Origin of the sequence: Nitrosopumilus oxyclinae (assembly GCF_013407165.1) — an archaeon.
In the GTDB taxonomy this organism is placed as follows: domain Archaea; phylum Thermoproteota; class Nitrososphaeria; order Nitrososphaerales; family Nitrosopumilaceae; genus Nitrosopumilus; species Nitrosopumilus oxyclinae.
This window is the reverse complement of record NZ_CP026994.1, coordinates 1,311,871-1,329,641: the sequence shown is the minus strand read 5'-3', so window position 1 is coordinate 1,329,641 and position 17,771 is coordinate 1,311,871. Positions and strand designations below refer to the sequence as shown.

The following is a 17,771-nucleotide window of genomic DNA, read 5'->3' as shown; positions in this document are numbered from 1 at the left end:
TTACTTTTCCTTACCGTACTATACAGTACCCAAGTATATAATGTTTTATTCTAAAATAATACCTGTTATTCTAAATGAAAATTAGTCTTTATAGAATACTATAGTCCAAGAGCACTATGGGAAGAGGCTATTCAACTGAAGAGATTAGAGAAAAATTAATTTCAGTTTTGGGTGGTGCAGTATCTGGAATGTCTGGAGTTGAAATTTCTGAAAAAATAGGTATCAGTAGAATTACAATGTCAAAATATCTCAAGGTTTTTGCAGCCGAAGGATTGCTCCGACAAAAAAATATTGGAAATGTCACTTTGTGGTTTTTAGAACCTGGTCAGAAATCTTTCAAATTTCCTGATGATTATTTCAAAGTGATTCCGGAATATCTTGATTATTTGGTAAAAGGTACGGAGGATCAAGTTTATTCTTTGATTCGTAATTGTATTCATTCTGGGGGTACAGTGAATAGATTGGTATTGGAAGTTATTTTTCCATCCATTGATCATATCAAGAAATTATTTGATGATGGAAAAATCGGGACCTCTGAACAAAATCTCTTGATGAATACTATTTCAAAATCCCTTCAAATTTTTAACCAAATTCAAGTTGTCTCTGATCCAAAAAAGAACGTAATTGTAATTGCTGCTGATGCTCAAAGTGTATTATATTCTGAAGCAGCTTCTGCAGTTTACCATTCTGATGGATGGAAGGTTTCTCATTTGGGAGATATGTCTTCTTCAATCAATATATTGTTTGATCTTGATCTTCAAAAATTAATAGGAAAAATTTGGAAACAGAAACCTGGCGTTTTGATAATAACAGTTTTCGCTCAAACTTATGAAGGCCTAAACTTTTTTGCAGATTCTATAAATCCAATAAAAGAAAAATCTGGAAAACAAATGAAATTAGCACTTTGTGGAAAAGTATCTAAAAAAACTAAAATTCAATCCGATTTGACATCTGAAAAAATAGGTGATATTTTACAATGGTCTCAAACAATTTCTCAAAATTTAAAATGATAAAAAATGGGCCCGATGTGATTCGAACACATGACCTTTCGATTATCAGTCGAACGCTCCAGCCAAGCTGAGCTACGAGCCCACGAAGAAATCTCTAGGCTAGACTCATTTAAGTTTAATTTTATTTCCATTTGATTGAACAACCAATTGATGGGTCAAAATCTTTTTCAATTTTTTCTCCAGCTATCAATTTCTTCATATTAACAATCATGGTTTTTTCAGTTGCCTCATCATCTGGTTTCATGGCGTTGTCTATTTTTCCATGAAAAACTAGTTGTTTTTGTGCATTAAACAAGAAAGGATCTGGTGTACACATGGCACCATATTTTTTGGCAATTTCTTGTGTTTCATCTACTAGATAATCAAATTCAAATCCTTTCTCTTTTGCTGTCTCTTTCATAGCTTCAAAACTATCTTCAGGATAATCTGTGGAATCATTACTGTTGATTCCAATTATTGCAATATCCTTACCGCATTTTTCAAATAATTCATTGAGTGCATCTACTTTTGCTTTTACATACGGACAATGATTACACATGAAAATTATTAGAATTCCTTTGTAGCTTCCATAATCATTTAATGAATGCATTTTATCATCAATTCCCATTAATTCAAAATCTGGTGCAATATCTCCTGTTTTTAGTTTGATTTGTGATTCTAAAAGTACCATATTGAAAATATAGTGTTTTCAAATAAAATTCTTGCCAAGAAGACAACAATTAAAATCCACACTTTATCCATTCTTTTTGTGGGCCGGTAGTATAGCCTGGTAGTATACCCGCCTTGCACGCGGGGGGTCACGGATTCAAATTCCGTCCGGTCCACTTTCTAAGTATCCGATCAATACTGAAATTCAGACTTCAGGATGGATTTAAATAGGATAAGTTTTGGTTTTCTCTTATGGCAAGTGTAGTCGATGGATGGCCTGTATGGATTCCACTCATTGTTGGTTTAGCTCCAGGTTTAATTTACTGGTTAGCAATTACCGCAAAGAGAAAATAAAATAATTACATCTATTTTTAATTTATTTTTATTCTCCTAACTTTTAGTGTAAACTGGGTTTAACGTTGTTACCTTTCTTGTTCACTATTTGTTATGCTACCTGAAATTAATCCCTAATCTCTTGGATGAATATGTTCAAAGTCATTTTATGTTCGTTTTTGATATTACTGCTAATTCCTTTTTCACAAGCATTTTCAGCAGAAGTTACTGATACCCCATCTACTCTAACCGTAATTCTTAACGAAGAAAATATTCATGTTTATCGAGATTCAGCCGGATACACTGTTGTGGTTGGAATTGCTGAAAACAATAATTCCCAAACAGCTATAGAAAATGTTAGAATTCAAGTCAAATTTTTTGATGAATTTGACCCTTCTCCTTTAGAGGTTGTTACAGGAAATACTACCCTTGATGTAATTGCAAAAAATGGTAAATCTACATTTTCAATAAGCTCAAAAACTGCCAATCCTGAAATCACGGATGCATCTATCTCCCTTGTAGGATTTGATCCGTCACCCCAAAAATTTTCAGGACTCACAGTTTATTCCACTGATGTATTTTTAGATACATCTTTTAGATTTTCAGGAGTTTTACAAAATGGAGGAGCTCCAAGTAATGATACCAATGTTTATCTTGCATTTTATGATGGATTTGAACCCCCTAGAATTCTTAGCGTATCAACAATAGAACTAGGAAATGTACCTCTGAACACTGATGTATCCTTTGAGTTGAACGAAGAAATTAACTCAAGAGCAATTGGGTTTTTCTTATTTGCAGAATCTAGTGTTTTCATCTCTGACTGGGTAGATATTCAAATTCCTAAATCTCAAATTCCTGACAAGCTAATTACAATCTCAAATGTATCTGTAGAAGATACTAATGGAAATAACTTATCTGAACTAAGTGTAGGTTCTCAAGTGAACATAAAAAGTGAAACTCAAATTGAATTTGCTGCAGACAAAGAATCTAATGAAACTGCTTACACATACTATGTGCAAGTAAAGGAATCTGGTAAATTACCATATGTGGAATATATTGGATCATATGATGGGCGATTCATTGGAACTGGTCAAGAAACACAAGTCATAGATTGGATTCCAGAAAAACCTGGTTTGTATTTCATTGAAACATTTGTTTGGGATAGAAATAATATTCCAATTGCTGAGCAGGGTCCATTTATTCTAATAATCGTAAACTAAATCCACTATCATTCCTCACCGTTTAAATGCAGAAAGGTATGTACAATCGTAATTATGAATAAGAAAATTTTCACTATTTCAATAATCTCTTTAATTCTAATATCTTCATCTGGACAGTCAGTTTTGGGTTATGGTGGACCTCCTGAACAGAGTAGCTCTAACAATTACACTGTAGATATTATTACTGACAATACATCATATGCACTTGGAGAATCTGTAGTATTTTCTGGTAGCGTAAACAAATATGATGAAGACAGAAATTTACGAATTACAATTTTTGGTACTGGAAATAGTCTAATTGTATCTCAAAAAACTCCTGTAAATATGGATGGTACTTTCTTACATGAAGTAAATCTTAATGAAAAATTTAGTGATGGTAAATTTACAGTTAAAGCCCAATATGGTAATTCAAAGGCAACAATTGCAATTATTGCATTTGAAGTAATTTCTAGCAATGTTGTTTCTCAAGATAATAAAATTCCTAGTTGGATTAAGAATAACGCTGGATGGTGGGCAGATGGACAAATAGATGACAATTCATTTGTTGAAGGAATTCAATTCTTAATCAAAGAAGGATTTATGCAAATTCCAATTACTGAACAAGGTTCAGCTTCTCAAGATAATAAAATTCCTAGTTGGATTAAGAATAACGCTGGATGGTGGGCAGATGGACAAATAGATGACAATTCATTTGTTGAAGGAATTCAATTCTTAATCAAAGAAGGATTTATGAAATTATCAAAATAAACTGAATTTCTAAATAATTTAGAGTAAAAATCAATAAAAAAACTAGTAGATTTATTTTCAAAGAAAATTATCATATTACATGTCTCAATTCTCTCTTGTAGCAATGGGTGGAACTTTTGATATTATCCATAAAGGTCATCTTACTTTACTATCCAATGCATTTGATATTTCTGATAAAGTTATCATCGGAATTACCAGTGATGAATTTGCTGCAAAAAAAGGAAAAATTCCTATAAACAAATATGATCAACGTTTTGAAAATTTAACATCTGTTTTAACCAAAGAATTTCCTAATGCTTCTTTTGAAATTAGTAAATTAGAAAATGATTTTGGTCCGGCAGTTCTAGAAAAGGAAGTTGAGGCATTAGTTGTTAGTGATGAAACTAGTATTCAGGGAACCATTCTTAATGAATTGAGAGCAAAAAAGAATCTTCCACCAGTTCAAGTTGTTACGGTTCCAATGTTATTAGCAAAAGACGGTACTAGAATATCTACGACTAGAATTAAGAATTCTGAAATCGATATTGATGGAAACTTGCTATCAATTGACAAGTAGCTTATCGAACTTTGAGTAATTGGAATAAAACAAAATTCTTGGATTGAGCCTTATGGCAATCATTAACCACATGATGAAAAAAATAGATACTGATGTAACAAATCTCAAACAAGGATTACATCCTCAAAATCTTTCATATTGGTATGATAAAATTATCAAAGAAACTATTGATATGGCACCTCCATGGCTACAAGATAAAATCAAAGTACATCAAGATCCTGTTCTTCCAATGAAATTTAATTTAGATATCTCAAAACGTGCTGTAAGATATTTTATGATTGTAGTTGATAATAATTTAGATGATATGCCATATTCTACAAAACTCTATTTCCTTAAAGTACAAGAAATAATGTCGACTGAAATGGACAAATCTTTAGTTTAATTAGATTTTTTTATTCTAGGCACAAATCAAAGCTCTAAGTATCTATAACCAATTGATCTTAATTTCTCTATTAATGGACTTATACAAATCAAAGTATTCCGATGGAAAAACAGATGGAAGAAATTCCAGACGAGAAAATAATACATCTCGTTCTTTTAGAAATTCTGGAGATACAAGAGGTTCACGAGATGAATCTACAACTGTAACTTGCTCTGATTGCGGTACTGAATGTACAGTTCCATTTGTTCCAAGAACTAACAAACCAGTCTACTGTAGTGATTGTTTCAGACAAAACAAACCACAGGATTCAGGAAATGATAGATATTCCAGAGATGATAGAGGTTCACGTTCTTCACGAGATGATAGAGGCTCAAGATATTCCAGAGATGATAGAGGTTCACGAGATGAATCTACAACTGTAACTTGCTCTGATTGCGGTACTGAATGTACAGTTCCATTTGTTCCAAGAACTAACAAACCAGTCTACTGTAGTGATTGTTTCAGACAAAACAAACCACAGGATTCAGGAAATGATAGATATTCCAGAGATGATAGAGGTTCACGTTCTTCACGAGATGATAGAGGCTCAAGATATTCCAGAGATGATAGAGGTTCAAGAGATAATGATAGAGAAGATACCGAGGTAACTTGTGCTGATTGTGGAAATCAATGTACAGTTCCATTTGTTCCAAGAAGTAACAAACCAGTCTACTGTAGTGATTGTTTCAGACAAAACAAACCACAGGATTCAGGAAATGATAGATATTCCAGAGATGATAGAGGTTCACGTTCTTCACGGGATGATAGAGGCTCAAGATATTCCAGAGATGATAGAGGTTCACGTTCTTCATCTAGACGAGAATCTAGTAGAGATGATAACAGATCTAGAAAACCACGAAGTGATAAATTTTTGAGAAAACAAGAGAGTTTCTTTTCCGGTGGTTCAGACAAATTTTTTGAAACAATTAAAGAAAAACTATATGAAATTCTAGGTGGAAAAGTCTGTTCTAATTGTGGTTTTAGTGATGAAAGAGCTTTAGGAATTAGTCCAATTTCTGAAAATGTCACTTCTGATAATTCTGGCCGTGGTGGTGATGTTGCCTCATGGGGCAAATATATCTCCGCACCAGATGTTGCTAGAGAGGAATTAAAGGTATTTTGTTTAAATTGCAATCAAATCAGAGAACCTACCGCAAAACGTTCTGAAGTCAGTTCAAGACCAAAATCAAAAAAGAGCAAATATTTTCCTAGATAATTAATAGAATCATTTTTGAGAATTTATTAACACTTTAATTATAATTATTTTCAAATTAATCTATGAATAGTGATTTCAAAGCATTAGGGATCTCTCTAATTGTTGTTGTTGGAATTGTAACTGCATATGCTGTATTTGGTCTCTAGAATCACTCTTTGACTAATTCTACAACATGTTCAATAATTTTCGTTGAAATTAACGTATGTTCTTTGTCCAATACTGATTGAATAAAGTCTGCAAAATTCTCTACTGTTTCTTCATCTTTGAGTAATATGCTGTGAGCAGATTTGTCTTTTAATGAAATAACCAATTCATTTTTCACAATGTTTAGAATTCCTGTAATGAAAGTTTCTTTTCCATCCTTTATGAAAATAAGACTAGCTAATTTTTGTGCCTCATATTCATCATCACAAGTAATACTGATCTTCATTTATTCTCAAAAAGAAATTGTTCTATTTGGTTTTTAGCTTTTTCTCTATTTTCTTGATGGACTGCAAGAAATGCATTAATTTTCTCAATCAAAATAGCTTTTAGTTCACCTGAAAGTAGTTTACCTGATTTGTAATCTTCATAAATTGTTTTTAATTTATCATCATCTGGTTCAAAAAATATTCTTAGGTATTGATAAGATACATCGATATCTGGATTTCCACCAAGTTTTCTATGTTGTTCAATATCTGGTTGGCCTCCTGAAAATGCATGTTTGTTAATTTTCTTTTTTACTTCGGATGGTGAATCAGTTGTGTATATTGTACCTTTTTCATCTGATGCTGACATTTTTCCACCTGGCCCTTCTAAACTAGGAATCATAATATTGTGAACCAACGCTGGTTTTTGTTTTCCAATTTTTGGTGCAATGTCTCTTGTTAATCTAAAATGAGGATCTTGATCAACACCTAATGGAATTAGAACTGGTTTATCTTCAATAAAACATGGAGCTGACTGTAACGATGTATAAAATATCATTCCAAGATTTGTTTCATTTGTAAAACCAAATGTTGCCTTTGTATTTGAAAAATTAATTTTTTTTGCTACCTGAGCTGCAATTGGATATAATGTTTGAATATTTCTTGTATTGATGATAATTTTTGTTTTTTCTGGATTGAAACCTAATGCAATAAAATCTAATGCATTTTCATAAGCAAATTTTTTTGTATCTTCTAAAGTAAGATTAGGTTTTGAAAAAAATTTTTCATCATCGGTAAGTTGAAAATACATGTTCACATCAAATTTTTCTTGTAACCATTTTGCAAACATCCATGGTACCAAATGTCCTATGTGGGTATGTCCTGATGGACCCCTTCCAGTATATAGAAAGAATTTATTTCCTTTTTCATATTCATCAAGAATTCTATTTAGTTCTCTATGTGAGAAGAAAATACCCCTTCTGAGCATGAAATGATCCTCACCTGTAATTTTCTTGATTCTCTCGAGTAATTCTGAAGAAATTTTCTCAGTTCCAAACTGTTTGATTAGTTTATCATAGTCAATATCACCCTCAACATGCCAAGGTGTTACAATAAAGTCATCAGCTGACATTCATCTTGACTTAGGTTAAGGTTTAAAAAGTCTTTTTCGGATTCTTTGCTGTTGTCGCAAGTTTTTCATGATATTGAAAAAAAAATTATCACCTCATTAAGAGCTGATCTAAAACAATCTCCTGAAATGCTTCAAAATTCTACAGGACTTTCACTAGATCAGATTAGACGAGGAATTGAATGGTTGAAACTAAAAGATTTAGCTATTGTTGATGAATCCTCTGTAAGTATTCTAAGTTTAGGTAAAAATGGAATCGAATCTTTGAAGATGAATTTACCTGAACGACGTTTGTTAGATTTACTAAAAGACGGGCCTAGAAAATTATCTGATTTACAAAAAGAATTGGGAACAATTTTTGGACCAGCTATGGGATTATGTAAAAAAAATAATTGGATTGAAATAACAGATAATCAAATTTCGCCCATTTTTGTTTCTGCAGATGAACTTCCAGGAGAAAAAACTCTCAAACAAATTGGAACCAAACAAATTCCTAAAAGTCTTGTTGATGAAAATGATCTAGCATCATTATTGAATCGTCCGGATTTTATTATTGATACTCCTAAAAAGACAAAAGAAATCTCTCTAACTGACACAGCGATGAAAATAGAACTATCTAATTCTTCAGATGCAATTGATGTTGAAGCTAAAGTTCCAGAAGTTTTTGTTGCAAGAACTCATCCACTAAAAGATACAATTGATGAAATCCGTGAAATATTTGTCACACTTGGTTTTTCTGAAATTTTAGGCAACATGACGCAATCAAGCTTTTGGAATTTTGATGCTCTTTTTACTCCACAAGATCATCCGGCTAGAGAATTACAGGATACATTTTATCTTGATAGAATAAATGCTAAAAAAATTGGAACCCCTGAACAAATTAAAAAAGTTTCTGAATCCCACAAAAAGAATTGGAGATATCAATGGGACATTAATGAAGCAAGAAAAATGGTTCTTAGAACTCACACTACTTGTGTAACTATCAAACATTTAGCTGAAAATAAGCCTGATGAGGCACGAATTTTCTCTTTAGGACGTGTATTTAGAAATGAAAAAGTTAGTTACAAACACCTTGTGGAATTTAATCAAATAGAAGGTGTTGTTGTTGGAAAAGATGCATCTTTGAAAAATTTAATGGGAATTCAAAGAGAGTTTTACAAACGAATTGGAATAACTAAGATAAAATTCTGGCCAACATTTTTCCCATACACTGAACCATCACTTCAGACTATGGTTTATAATGAAAAATTAGGAAAATGGATTGAGTTATTTGGAATGGGTATTTTTAGACCTGAAGTAACTAAACCCCTTGGAATTACACAACCTGTTTTAGCTTGGGGAGGTGGGATTGAAAGAATTGCAATGCTAAAATATGATCTAGATGATGTAAGAGAGTTTTACAACAATAATCTTGGATGGTTAAGGAGTGCTAAAAAATGCCAGTAGTTGAATTATCTTATTCGCGTCTCCAAAAATTAATTGGAAAAGTATCTAAAAAACAAATTTCTGATTCTTTACCTTTTCTTGGATTGGATATTGAATCAGAAGATAAAGATCTTGTGAGGGTTGAATATAGTCCAAACAGACCTGATTATTCAACTGATTTTGGAATTGCACTTGGTTTGCAAGGATTGCTTGGAATTAAGACTGGTCCAATCAAACTAAATGTAAAAAAATCAAACAAATATCCAATTTCTGTTAAATCAACTGTCTCAAGAATTAGACCATTTGTAACTGGAATTATTGCAAAAAATGGAAAAATTGACGATAAAACAATTAAACAATTAATGACGATGCAAGAAGATCTTCATTTCGGAATTGGAAGAAAAAGAAAAAAATCTTCTATAGGAATACATGATTTAGATAAAATCTCATTCCCATTAGTTTACACTACAACTACTAGAAGTCACAAATTCATTCCATTAAACTCTGAAAAAGAATTGAGTATATCTGAAATACTTGATACTACTGATGTTGGAAAAGATTATGGATCTTTACTTGGACAGTCTCCACAAGTTCCTATCATTTTAGATGCAAAACAAAATACGGTATCATTTCCTCCAATTATCAACGCTTCAGTTACAACTGTCACGACTAAAACAAAAAATCTCTTTGTAGAGGTAACTGGTCTCAATAAAGACGATGCTGAAGATATGTTATCAGTAGTAGCCACTGTTTTACAAAGTGCTGGGTTTACCTTAGAATCAGTAAAAATTACTGGCGCTAAAAATTCTTCACCGAAATTAGAATATAGAAAAATGTCTGTCAATTCTTCATTGATTAATCAAATTTTAGGTTTGAATCTTACATCTTCAAAAATTATTTCATCCTTGAAAAAATCTAGATTAGATGCATCATCTAAAGGAACAAACATTGTTTGCACAATACCTGCATATAGATTTGATATTTTTGGTCCTATGGATTTGGTAGAAGAAGTTGCTTTAGGATATGGAATTCAAAATCTTGAACCTACAATATCTCCTTCTCAAACTATTGGACAAACAAATTCTATTTCATTGAAACTAAAATCACTAGATCAAACGATGATTGGACTTGGATATCTTGAAGCATTGAATTCTAGTTTGACTAGTAAGCGTGTGTTATATGATATGACCAACAGGGATTCGACTAAACTCCTCTCAGTACTTGATTCAAAAAGTAGAGAACATACTATTTTACGAGACTCAGTACTTCCAGGATTATTAGAAAATCTTTCAAGAAATATCCATGAGTCTTATCCTCAAAAAATGTTTGAAACTGGAACAGTGTTTGCAACTGAAAATCCTATATCTGAAAAAATTAGTTTTTCTGGAATTAGTGCTCATAAAGATGCAAATTTCACAGAAATAAAATCAATAATACAATCTGCATTAAACATTGGATTTGGAATTAAAATTGAAACAAAGACTGCAACTAATTCTACATTTGAAGAAGGTCATTGTGCATCTATTCTTCTAAATAACATTCCAATTGGAATCGTTGGAAAAATTGATTCAAAGATTATTGAAAATTACAAAATACGTGTTCCTGTAGTTGGATTTGAAATTTCATTGACTGACTCTATTCTTAAAAATTAAAATTATTTTATTCAGAATATTTTTTGATATTATTCCTTCAATGGTTTTTAGTAGGAGTAATTCTATAATTAATCGCCCAAGAGCAAGCATGCAGACGGATTAGGATGAGTCGATCGTAATGATACCAGTGATTTCTAATTCACCCAGGCGTGCTACATTATGGGCAACCCCGGTTTCAGAACGCGAGGAGGCGTATGGCTATGACCAATGAGTTTGTGCGAGTCAGAACCGGGGAACATATCTTTTTTTAAAAACCATTAAACACCGATATAATATGATAAAATGAAATGGTGAATTATTGGTTAGCAAAACAAGAGCCTAGTGGGCCAAGAGGCTATAATTTTGAACAACTCAAAAAAGAAAAAACAACCGTATGGGATGGCGTTCATAATAATTTGGCATTAAAGCATATGCGGGAAATGAAATCAGGCGATTTAGTATTTTTTTATCATACAGGGGATGAAAGACAAGCCGTTGGAATTATGCAAATTACTTCAAAACCATATTCCAATCCTAAAGAAGATGTAGAGAGATTCATTGTAGTTGATGTGAAATATAAAAAAACATTGAAACGTCCAGTAACCCTTGATGAAATGAAAAAAGAGAAAAAATTCAAAGATTGGGAGTTAATTAGAATTTCAAGATTATCTGTTATGCCAGTACCCAAGCCCATCTGGGATGCAATTGTAAAGATGTCTCAAACCTAACAAAAATCGCTTTATTGATATAGTCGATTTATCTAATTTCTGTATGGCAACAGCTTATGTTTTAATAAACTGTGAACTAGGTTCTGAAGAAGCTATTATCAAGCAACTAAAGGGCTTAGAAGGTGTAAAAGAAGTTCATGGAACTTTTGGTGCATATGATATTTTGGCCAAGATCGAATCTGACACTGTTGAAAAACTTAGAGAAACAATTACCTGGAAAATCAGGAAAATTGAAAAGATTCGTTCAACTCTTACCTTGATGGGTATTGAAGGTCAAACATAAACACCTTTTTTTCTTATTATGATTCTGCATTTCATTTTTGTGGTGCCTGAGGAAGATCGTGAGAAACGACAATTTGAATTTGAATATGTTAAAAAAATGAGCAAATTTTTTCAGGTTTGGTTAAAAGAAAAATTTGATCAAGATTTTGAAATTCAATGTGATGAAATGATCACATCTCCTAGAAGCATTCTTCAACGACTTGATACACATACGTTAGTACGAGATCATCACCAACGAGGGGATGACATATACCATTTCTATCTAACTCATTTCAAACCTTGGTGGACTGATTGCACTTGTGATGGATACCATGCAGAAAATTTTGGAATGGCTTTTTGGCAATCTCCGAAAGAATCTAATGACACTTTATTCCTTGCAGAAAAAAATTGTACTACTGTATCACATGAATTACTTCATGAAATGTTAAGAATTACTGGACATAAAAAATTCATTCAGGATGTACATGATGTGTGGACCAAACATCTTTTTGAACAGTTAGAATTTGAACAGTATGGTGAAGATTTTAAAAAAACTAATGGTAAGCCGATGTTTTTAGCAATGGATACTTCTCAATTTAATTTAAAATAAAAATATTTACAATTAACATTTGGTTACTGAGTAAATGTTGTTTTCAAAATTTGCAGTTTTAAAATCTAATTTGTTTTCTGGATCATTGTTTCTTGATTTACTTAATGTTTCAAGTTCTACAAGAGCATCTGCTCTAAATCCTATTGAAGAACCATAAATTCCATCAGTTAACATAGTACCGTGATCTCCTTTTTTGATATCATCTACCATCTCATAAAATCTGGCTGTCTCTTTTTTGTTTACTGGATTTCCTTTTGCTTTGTTAAATGCAACTGCAATGTACATTCCATTGTTTTTTACTGCGATAGGAACTTTATGATTTTTACCTGAAGCACCTGGAATAGTATCGTTGACTATGACCTCACATTTATGATACATACTTGAAACATATGCGAAGAATCGATATTGAGCATATTTTCCTGCAGAATCTTCTTCACATCCGACAAAAACTTTGTGTAATAATTCTAAAGCATCATCATTCATACTTTGCAATCTGTCATCTATTCTTCCTCTTTCAAGCAATTCTGATTTGCATTCTTTTGCAATTAAAACTAAAATAAAATCAGGTAAATTGTAATTTTTGAGAGCTGCAACAAATGCCCCTGCTTGCGACATGCCAAATTTTGGGAATCCTTTATTGACCATAATTATACCTCAATTTAGAAAATTTACTACTACTCAGCACTGTATTAAAAAGCAGTATTTGGCTTATAATTGTTGAGAATTTGTATGCCTATTGAAAGAATTTTTTGAATTTTTCAATTGCAAATATTAAATTTGGGATTAATTTATCATGTTTTGTGGAAACTGACACTACTGAAGAACTTGTTTCTAATGTTTATTTGAAATTAAAAAATAATATTGTAAAATATAGAAATCTAGTTGGGAGACCATTAACACTTTCTGAAAAAATTTTATCTGGACATCTAAATGAAATTGACGATACTGTTTTCACAGGTGGAAAAGACTATGTCTTTTTAAAACCTGATAGAGTTGCATTACAAGATGTTACAGGCCAAATGGTAATGCTTCAATTTATGCAAGCAGGATTAAAACAAACCGCATTGCCTACAACTGTACATTGTGACCATCTCATCAGAGCCGAAGTTCAAGGTGATGTTGACATGAAAGTTTCCCTTGATGAAAATAGTGAAGTTTTTAAATTTTTACAATCTGCATCTGCAAAATATGGATGTGGTTTTTGGAAACCTGGTGCAGGAATTATTCATCAAGTAGTTCTTGAAAATTATGCATTCCCTGGTGGATTGATGATTGGTACTGATTCTCATACTCCTAATGCTGGAGGTCTTGGAATGATTGCAATTGGTGTTGGCGGATTAGATGCAGCAGAGACCATGGCTGGCTTGCCTTGGGAATTACTTTATCCTAAAAAAATTGGTGTAAAATTAACTGGAGCACTTACTGGATGGACTGCTCCAAAAGATATTATTTTAAAAGTTGCTGAGGAGCTAACAGTCTCTGGAGGTACAAACGCAATCGTAGAATATTTTGGACCTGGAACAAAATCTATCAGTTGTACAGGCAAAGCTACTATTACTAATATGGGAGCTGAAATTGGTGCTACTTGTTCGGTATTCCCATATGATGAAAGAATGGAGACCTATCTCAAATATACAAACAGAGAAGGTATTGCTCAACTAGCAAATCAAAACAAAGAATCTCTTATTGCAGATCCTGAAATAGAATCAAATCCAGAAAAATTCTTTGACAGAGTTATTGAAATCAATCTTTCAACATTAGAACCACATATTGTTGGTCCTCATACTCCTGATTTGGCAAGAACTATATCTGAATTATCTGATGATGTAAAATCTAATGATTACACTGATCCAATTTCTGTTGCATTAATTGGTAGTTGTACAAATTCTTCTTACGAGGATATGTCTCGAGCTGCAAGTTTAGCTGAACAAGCTAAATCTAAAGGCATCAAAGCAAAAATCCCTCTATTGGTAACTCCTGGTTCTGAACAAATTCGTGGTACTATAGAAAGAGATGGACAAATGAATTCTCTATTGGACATAGGTGCAACTGTTTTAGCAAATGCATGTGGTCCATGCATTGGTCAATGGAATAGACCCGAACTTGAAAAAGATCAACAAAATACTATTGTTACCACATTTAACAGAAATTTCCCAGGACGAAATGACGGTAAGAGAAATACTCTGAATTTTATTGGTAGTCCTGAAATGATTATTGCTTTAGCGTTAGGTGGTAGACTTTCATTTAATCCCTTAAAGGATGATCTAATTGCATCTGATGGAACAAAGTTCAAACTTGAACCTCCTAAACCTGCACCAGAAGTTCCTGAAGAAGGTTTTATGAGACCTGAAGGGATTTTCATTGCACCACCAAGTAATTCTGATGATATTGAAGTCATCATTGATCCTAACAGTAAAAGATTACAGCGTTTAGAGCCATTCTCAAAATGGGATGGTAATGATTTTGAAAACCTTCCGATTATGGTAAAGGCTAAAGGTAAATGCACTACTGATCATATTTCTCCTGCAGGAGCTTGGCTTTCTTTACGAGGACACTTGGATAATCTTAGTGATAACATGCTTTTGGGAGCAGTAAATGCTTTCAATGATCAAGTTGGACAGGGCAAGAATATTCTAAATAATAAACAAGAATCATTTTCACAAATTGCTAGACAATACAAAGAAAAACAAATGAGATGGGTAATTGTTGCTGATAATAATTATGGTGAAGGAAGTAGTAGAGAACATGCTGCAATGACTCCTCGCTTCTTGGGATGTGCAGCAGTTATCACAAAAAGTTTAGCAAGAATTCATGAAACAAATTTGAAAAAGCAAGGCATCTTGGCATTAACATTTAGTAATCCAGAAGATTACGAAAAAATTCTAGAAGATGATAAAATTAGTTTACTTGAACTAAATGAATTAGCTCCAGATAAACAAGTACGATGTGTCATTTCTCATCCTACTGGAGAGAAAGATGAAATTCTTCTAAATCATTCATACAATAAATCACAAATTGAATGGTTCAAGTCTGGATCTGCACTAAATGTATTGAGAAATAATCAATAGAATTTTCTAAAGTGGGCCCGATCGGATTTGAACCGACGATCGATGGTTTTGGAGACCATCGCCCTACCAGGCTAGGCTACGAACCCACAAGAACCGAAATATTTTGCTTGAATTTTAACCATTACTAAGATTTATTTGCAAATTGGCAGTATTTGCAGTGAAATGGTAAAACCAATTTACATTGCATTGGGTGCAATTCCAGTTATTGTTGCTCTTTTGCTTTCTACTCCCTTATTACTCAAAAATGAAATCCCTACATCAGCTGCTAATTATACCGATAATGTTGAAATTGAATATACTAAACATCAGTTAAAAAAAATTTCTTATGGTGTAACGGAGCGTGTTGGTGCACAAAAAACTGAAATTCTTTATATCAAAAATAATGGTGACATAAAATATTCTGTAACTGAACAAGGGTATCTAAGACCTGACGTTAGCTCAAAACTGGACGAAAACAAACTTAACAAAATTAAAGCACTCATTAAAGAAACTGGTTTTATTTCAATTCCTTCTGAGTCTTTTAAGATAATGGAAAATGCAACTGAATACCAAAAATCAAATGTTAAAGTTACACTAAACGGTCGTGTCAATCAAATCCATTGGCCACAACAAAATGTAACTGAAGATTTTATTCCACCAATAATCACTATGGTTGAATCTGAATTAGATTTGATTATGTCTGAATTTAGTGAATAGATACAAATAGTCTTTAGGAAAAATTAACACATGCTTCCCTTATCTGGTGAACGACTTGATGCTAAAGGAATAGTTTCAGATAAAATAAATTCAATTGATACTTTACGCGGTTCTTCCACTGTTAAACGTGGGTTTGCTCACATGCTTAAAAATGGAGTTGTAATGGATGTTACAAATGTAGAACAAGCTCAAATTGCTGAAGAAGCTGGGGCTGTCTCTGTTATGGTATTAGATAAACTACCATCTGAAGTTAGAAAAGCTGGCGGTGTTGCACGAACTGCAAGTATTAGAATAATTGAAGAAATTATGGATTCTGTTACAATTCCTGTGATGGCTAAATGTAGAATTGGTCATGTCAATGAGGCATTAGTTTTACAAGAAACTGATGTAGATATGATTGATGAATCTGAAGTTTTAACACCTGCAGATGAACTTCGTCATATTTGGAAATGGGACTTTACTACTCCAGTTGTTAATGGTGCAAGATCTTTGGCAGAAGCACTAAGACGAATTGAAGAGGGTGCATCCATGATTAGAACAAAAGGAGAACCTGGAACTGGAAATGTTGCAGAAGCTATCAAGCATATCAAAAAAGTAAATGACGAGTTGAGAACCATCAAATCAATTTATGATTCTGGAGATAATCAAGAATTAGTTAGAATGGCAAGAGAATTCAAAGTCTCTTATGATATTGTTGAACAAACTGCAAAACTTGGACGGTTACCTGTTGTTAATTTTGCTGCAGGTGGAATTGCAACACCTGCTGATGCTGCATATTTGATGTCTTTAGGCTGTGATGGTATCTTTGTTGGCTCTGGAATCTTCAATTCAGATGATGCAAAAGAAAGAGCAAGAGCAATAGTTTTGGCTACCACTTTCTGGAATGAATCAGACAAAGTCAAAGAAGCACAAAAAATGATTGATGAAAGACAATCTATGATAGGATTAGATGTTAACACTTTAGAATTACGTATGCAAGATCGTGGTGGCTCAGCATGAGTCTTACTGTTGGTGTATTATCCATTCAAGGAGATGTACAAGAGAATGTTTTGTCAGCTAAATCTGCAATTGATGAATTAGGACTAGATGGAAATGTTGTTGATGTTAGAACTCCTGAAGAAATTTCTCAATTGGATGGTTTGATCATTCCTGGTGGAGAAAGTACTACAATTGGTCACTTGTCTTTGGTAAATGGCTCTCAAAAGGTGATGAAAGAAAAAATTCAAAGTGGCATGCCTGTTCTTGGAATTTGTGCAGGAATGATTATGTTATCAAATACTGCAAAAGATAGGATAGTTGGTAAAACTGATCAGCCACTTTTAGATATTTTGGATATTAAATTGGAGAGAAATTCATTTGGAAGACAAAAAGAATCATTTGAATCTAATATCTCCATGGATTCTATCAACATTCCAAAGTTTAATGGAGTATTCATCAGAGCACCATCGGTATCTGATGTAGGATCTGATGTAGAAGTTTTATCAAAATTTAACGAACGAATAGTTGCAGTCAAAAAAGGCAATGTAATTGGTACTGCTTTTCATCCTGAATTAACTAAAGATACAGCATTGCACAAGTATTTCATTAATCTTGTGAATACATCAAAAAATTAATTCGTATAAGATGAATGCTGAGCAATTCTTTTTAAGTATAGTTTAGTCGAGC

Annotated in this window: 18 protein-coding genes, 3 tRNA genes and 1 pseudogene; 16 read left to right on the top strand and 6 right to left on the bottom strand. The window is 32.7% G+C overall.

Annotated elements, in window-relative coordinates; translation table 11 throughout:
• The first annotated feature begins 116 nt into the window (after nucleotides 1-116).
• Nucleotides 117-1,010: a winged helix-turn-helix domain-containing protein gene (locus tag C5F49_RS08030; RefSeq protein WP_179362464.1), complete on the top strand. Its 894-nt coding sequence runs from the start codon at nucleotides 117-119 to the stop codon at nucleotides 1,008-1,010.
• Nucleotides 1,011-1,017: 7 nt separating this feature from the next.
• On the opposite strand, the gene C5F49_RS08025 is transcribed toward C5F49_RS08030, so the two are convergent.
• Both C5F49_RS08025 and C5F49_RS08020 read right to left on the bottom strand, forming a co-directional pair.
• A tRNA-Ile gene (locus tag C5F49_RS08025) sits at nucleotides 1,018-1,092 on the bottom strand.
• A gap of 39 nt (nucleotides 1,093-1,131) precedes the next feature.
• Nucleotides 1,132-1,680, bottom strand: a complete 549-nt coding sequence (locus C5F49_RS08020; protein WP_179362463.1) for a thioredoxin family protein — start codon at nucleotides 1,678-1,680, stop codon at nucleotides 1,132-1,134.
• A gap of 80 nt (nucleotides 1,681-1,760) precedes the next feature.
• Here C5F49_RS08020 and C5F49_RS08015 point away from each other — a divergent pair.
• From C5F49_RS08015 to C5F49_RS09630, 6 genes and pseudogenes are all read left to right on the top strand, one after another.
• Nucleotides 1,761-1,834, top strand: a tRNA-Ala gene (locus C5F49_RS08015).
• A 336-nt stretch (nucleotides 1,835-2,170) separates the two neighbouring features.
• Nucleotides 2,171-3,211, top strand: a complete 1,041-nt coding sequence (locus tag C5F49_RS08010) for a hypothetical protein (protein ID WP_246275325.1) — start codon at nucleotides 2,171-2,173, stop codon at nucleotides 3,209-3,211.
• Nucleotides 3,212-3,685: 474 nt separating this feature from the next.
• A pseudogene (locus C5F49_RS09635) lies at nucleotides 3,686-3,958 on the top strand (hypothetical protein); the annotation flags it as partial.
• A 79-nt stretch (nucleotides 3,959-4,037) separates the two neighbouring features.
• Nucleotides 4,038-4,514 carry a phosphopantetheine adenylyltransferase gene (locus C5F49_RS08000; RefSeq protein ID WP_179362460.1) on the top strand — a complete coding sequence of 159 codons (477 nt, stop codon included), beginning with the start codon at nucleotides 4,038-4,040 and terminating at the stop codon, nucleotides 4,512-4,514.
• A 52-nt stretch (nucleotides 4,515-4,566) separates the two neighbouring features.
• Nucleotides 4,567-4,896, top strand: coding sequence for a hypothetical protein (locus C5F49_RS07995; RefSeq protein WP_179362459.1), 330 nt, complete (start codon nucleotides 4,567-4,569; stop codon nucleotides 4,894-4,896).
• Nucleotides 4,897-4,969: 73 nt separating this feature from the next.
• Nucleotides 4,970-6,151: a CxxC-x17-CxxC domain-containing protein gene (locus C5F49_RS09630; protein ID WP_246275324.1), complete on the top strand. Its 1,182-nt coding sequence runs from the start codon at nucleotides 4,970-4,972 to the stop codon at nucleotides 6,149-6,151.
• 148 nt (nucleotides 6,152-6,299) lie between these two features.
• Here C5F49_RS09630 and C5F49_RS07975 read toward each other — a convergent pair whose 3' ends face one another.
• On the bottom strand, nucleotides 6,300-6,581 hold the full coding sequence (locus C5F49_RS07975; RefSeq protein WP_179362458.1) for a hypothetical protein: 282 nt from the start codon (nucleotides 6,579-6,581) through the stop codon (nucleotides 6,300-6,302).
• A complete protein-coding gene (locus tag C5F49_RS07970) occupies nucleotides 6,578-7,690 on the bottom strand; it encodes a tryptophan--tRNA ligase (protein ID WP_179362457.1) in 1,113 nt (370 codons plus the stop codon). Before C5F49_RS07970 ends, C5F49_RS07975 begins: the two co-directional genes overlap by 4 nt.
• A gap of 51 nt (nucleotides 7,691-7,741) precedes the next feature.
• On the opposite strand from C5F49_RS07970, the gene pheS reads away from it, so the two are divergent.
• From pheS to C5F49_RS07945, 5 genes are all read left to right on the top strand, one after another.
• Entirely contained in the window at nucleotides 7,742-9,133 is a 1,392-nt protein-coding gene (gene pheS / locus C5F49_RS07965) for a phenylalanine--tRNA ligase subunit alpha (RefSeq protein WP_179362456.1), read from the top strand.
• A complete protein-coding gene (gene pheT, locus C5F49_RS07960; protein ID WP_179362455.1) occupies nucleotides 9,124-10,764 on the top strand; it encodes a phenylalanine--tRNA ligase subunit beta in 1,641 nt (546 codons plus the stop codon). Before pheS ends, pheT begins: the two co-directional genes overlap by 10 nt.
• Before the next feature lie 287 nt (nucleotides 10,765-11,051).
• Entirely contained in the window at nucleotides 11,052-11,471 is a 420-nt protein-coding gene (locus C5F49_RS07955; protein ID WP_179362454.1) for an EVE domain-containing protein, read from the top strand.
• Nucleotides 11,472-11,514: 43 nt separating this feature from the next.
• Complete coding sequence (locus tag C5F49_RS07950; RefSeq protein WP_179362453.1) at nucleotides 11,515-11,754, top strand: Lrp/AsnC ligand binding domain-containing protein; 240 nt, start codon at nucleotides 11,515-11,517, stop codon at nucleotides 11,752-11,754.
• A gap of 18 nt (nucleotides 11,755-11,772) precedes the next feature.
• Nucleotides 11,773-12,342 (top strand): hypothetical protein, encoded by a 570-nt coding sequence (locus C5F49_RS07945; protein WP_179362452.1) that lies wholly within the window; start codon nucleotides 11,773-11,775, stop codon nucleotides 12,340-12,342.
• Between the two features lie 12 nt (nucleotides 12,343-12,354).
• Here the strand turns inward: C5F49_RS07945 and C5F49_RS07940 are convergent, their stop codons facing one another.
• Entirely contained in the window at nucleotides 12,355-12,987 is a 633-nt protein-coding gene (locus C5F49_RS07940; protein WP_179362451.1) for a hypothetical protein, read from the bottom strand.
• Nucleotides 12,988-13,142: 155 nt separating this feature from the next.
• On the opposite strand from C5F49_RS07940, the gene C5F49_RS07935 reads away from it, so the two are divergent.
• Nucleotides 13,143-15,410 (top strand): aconitate hydratase, encoded by a 2,268-nt coding sequence (locus tag C5F49_RS07935; RefSeq protein WP_179362450.1) that lies wholly within the window; start codon nucleotides 13,143-13,145, stop codon nucleotides 15,408-15,410.
• A gap of 12 nt (nucleotides 15,411-15,422) precedes the next feature.
• Here C5F49_RS07935 and C5F49_RS07930 read toward each other — a convergent pair.
• Nucleotides 15,423-15,496 (bottom strand) — tRNA-Trp (locus C5F49_RS07930).
• Nucleotides 15,497-15,572: 76 nt separating this feature from the next.
• On the opposite strand from C5F49_RS07930, the gene C5F49_RS07925 reads away from it, so the two are divergent.
• Genes C5F49_RS07925 through pdxT form a run of 3 tightly spaced genes read left to right on the top strand, consistent with a single transcriptional unit; the run spans nucleotide 15,573 to nucleotide 17,719 of the window.
• Complete coding sequence (locus C5F49_RS07925) at nucleotides 15,573-16,106, top strand: hypothetical protein (RefSeq protein ID WP_179362449.1); 534 nt, start codon at nucleotides 15,573-15,575, stop codon at nucleotides 16,104-16,106.
• 30 nt (nucleotides 16,107-16,136) lie between these two features.
• Nucleotides 16,137-17,105, top strand: coding sequence for a pyridoxal 5'-phosphate synthase lyase subunit PdxS (gene pdxS / locus C5F49_RS07920; protein ID WP_179362448.1), 969 nt, complete (start codon nucleotides 16,137-16,139; stop codon nucleotides 17,103-17,105).
• Nucleotides 17,102-17,719, top strand: coding sequence for a pyridoxal 5'-phosphate synthase glutaminase subunit PdxT (pdxT, locus tag C5F49_RS07915; RefSeq protein ID WP_179362447.1), 618 nt, complete (start codon nucleotides 17,102-17,104; stop codon nucleotides 17,717-17,719). The genes pdxS and pdxT overlap by 4 nt, the downstream gene beginning before the upstream one ends.
• Nucleotides 17,720-17,771: the final 52 nt, after the last annotated feature.

Bases quoted from the DNA above. Each gene is read 5' to 3' on its own strand.
- C5F49_RS08030 (WP_179362464.1), top strand. From the start codon at position 117: ATGGGAAGAGGCTATTCAACTGAAGAGATTAGAGAAAAATTAATTTCA.
- C5F49_RS08020 (WP_179362463.1), bottom strand. From the start codon at position 1,680: ATGGTACTTTTAGAATCACAAATCAAACTAAAAACAGGAGATATTGCA.
- C5F49_RS08000 (WP_179362460.1), top strand. From the start codon at position 4,038: ATGTCTCAATTCTCTCTTGTAGCAATGGGTGGAACTTTTGATATTATC.
- C5F49_RS07995 (WP_179362459.1), top strand. From the start codon at position 4,567: ATGGCAATCATTAACCACATGATGAAAAAAATAGATACTGATGTAACA.
- C5F49_RS09630 (WP_246275324.1), top strand. From the start codon at position 4,970: ATGGACTTATACAAATCAAAGTATTCCGATGGAAAAACAGATGGAAGA.
- C5F49_RS07975 (WP_179362458.1), bottom strand. From the start codon at position 6,581: ATGAAGATCAGTATTACTTGTGATGATGAATATGAGGCACAAAAATTA.
- C5F49_RS07970 (WP_179362457.1), bottom strand. From the start codon at position 7,690: ATGTCAGCTGATGACTTTATTGTAACACCTTGGCATGTTGAGGGTGAT.
- pheT (WP_179362455.1), top strand. From the start codon at position 9,124: ATGCCAGTAGTTGAATTATCTTATTCGCGTCTCCAAAAATTAATTGGA.
- C5F49_RS07955 (WP_179362454.1), top strand. From the start codon at position 11,052: ATGGTGAATTATTGGTTAGCAAAACAAGAGCCTAGTGGGCCAAGAGGC.
- C5F49_RS07950 (WP_179362453.1), top strand. From the start codon at position 11,515: ATGGCAACAGCTTATGTTTTAATAAACTGTGAACTAGGTTCTGAAGAA.
- C5F49_RS07945 (WP_179362452.1), top strand. From the start codon at position 11,773: ATGATTCTGCATTTCATTTTTGTGGTGCCTGAGGAAGATCGTGAGAAA.
- C5F49_RS07940 (WP_179362451.1), bottom strand. From the start codon at position 12,987: ATGGTCAATAAAGGATTCCCAAAATTTGGCATGTCGCAAGCAGGGGCA.
- C5F49_RS07925 (WP_179362449.1), top strand. From the start codon at position 15,573: ATGGTAAAACCAATTTACATTGCATTGGGTGCAATTCCAGTTATTGTT.
- pdxS (WP_179362448.1), top strand. From the start codon at position 16,137: ATGCTTCCCTTATCTGGTGAACGACTTGATGCTAAAGGAATAGTTTCA.
- pdxT (WP_179362447.1), top strand. From the start codon at position 17,102: ATGAGTCTTACTGTTGGTGTATTATCCATTCAAGGAGATGTACAAGAG.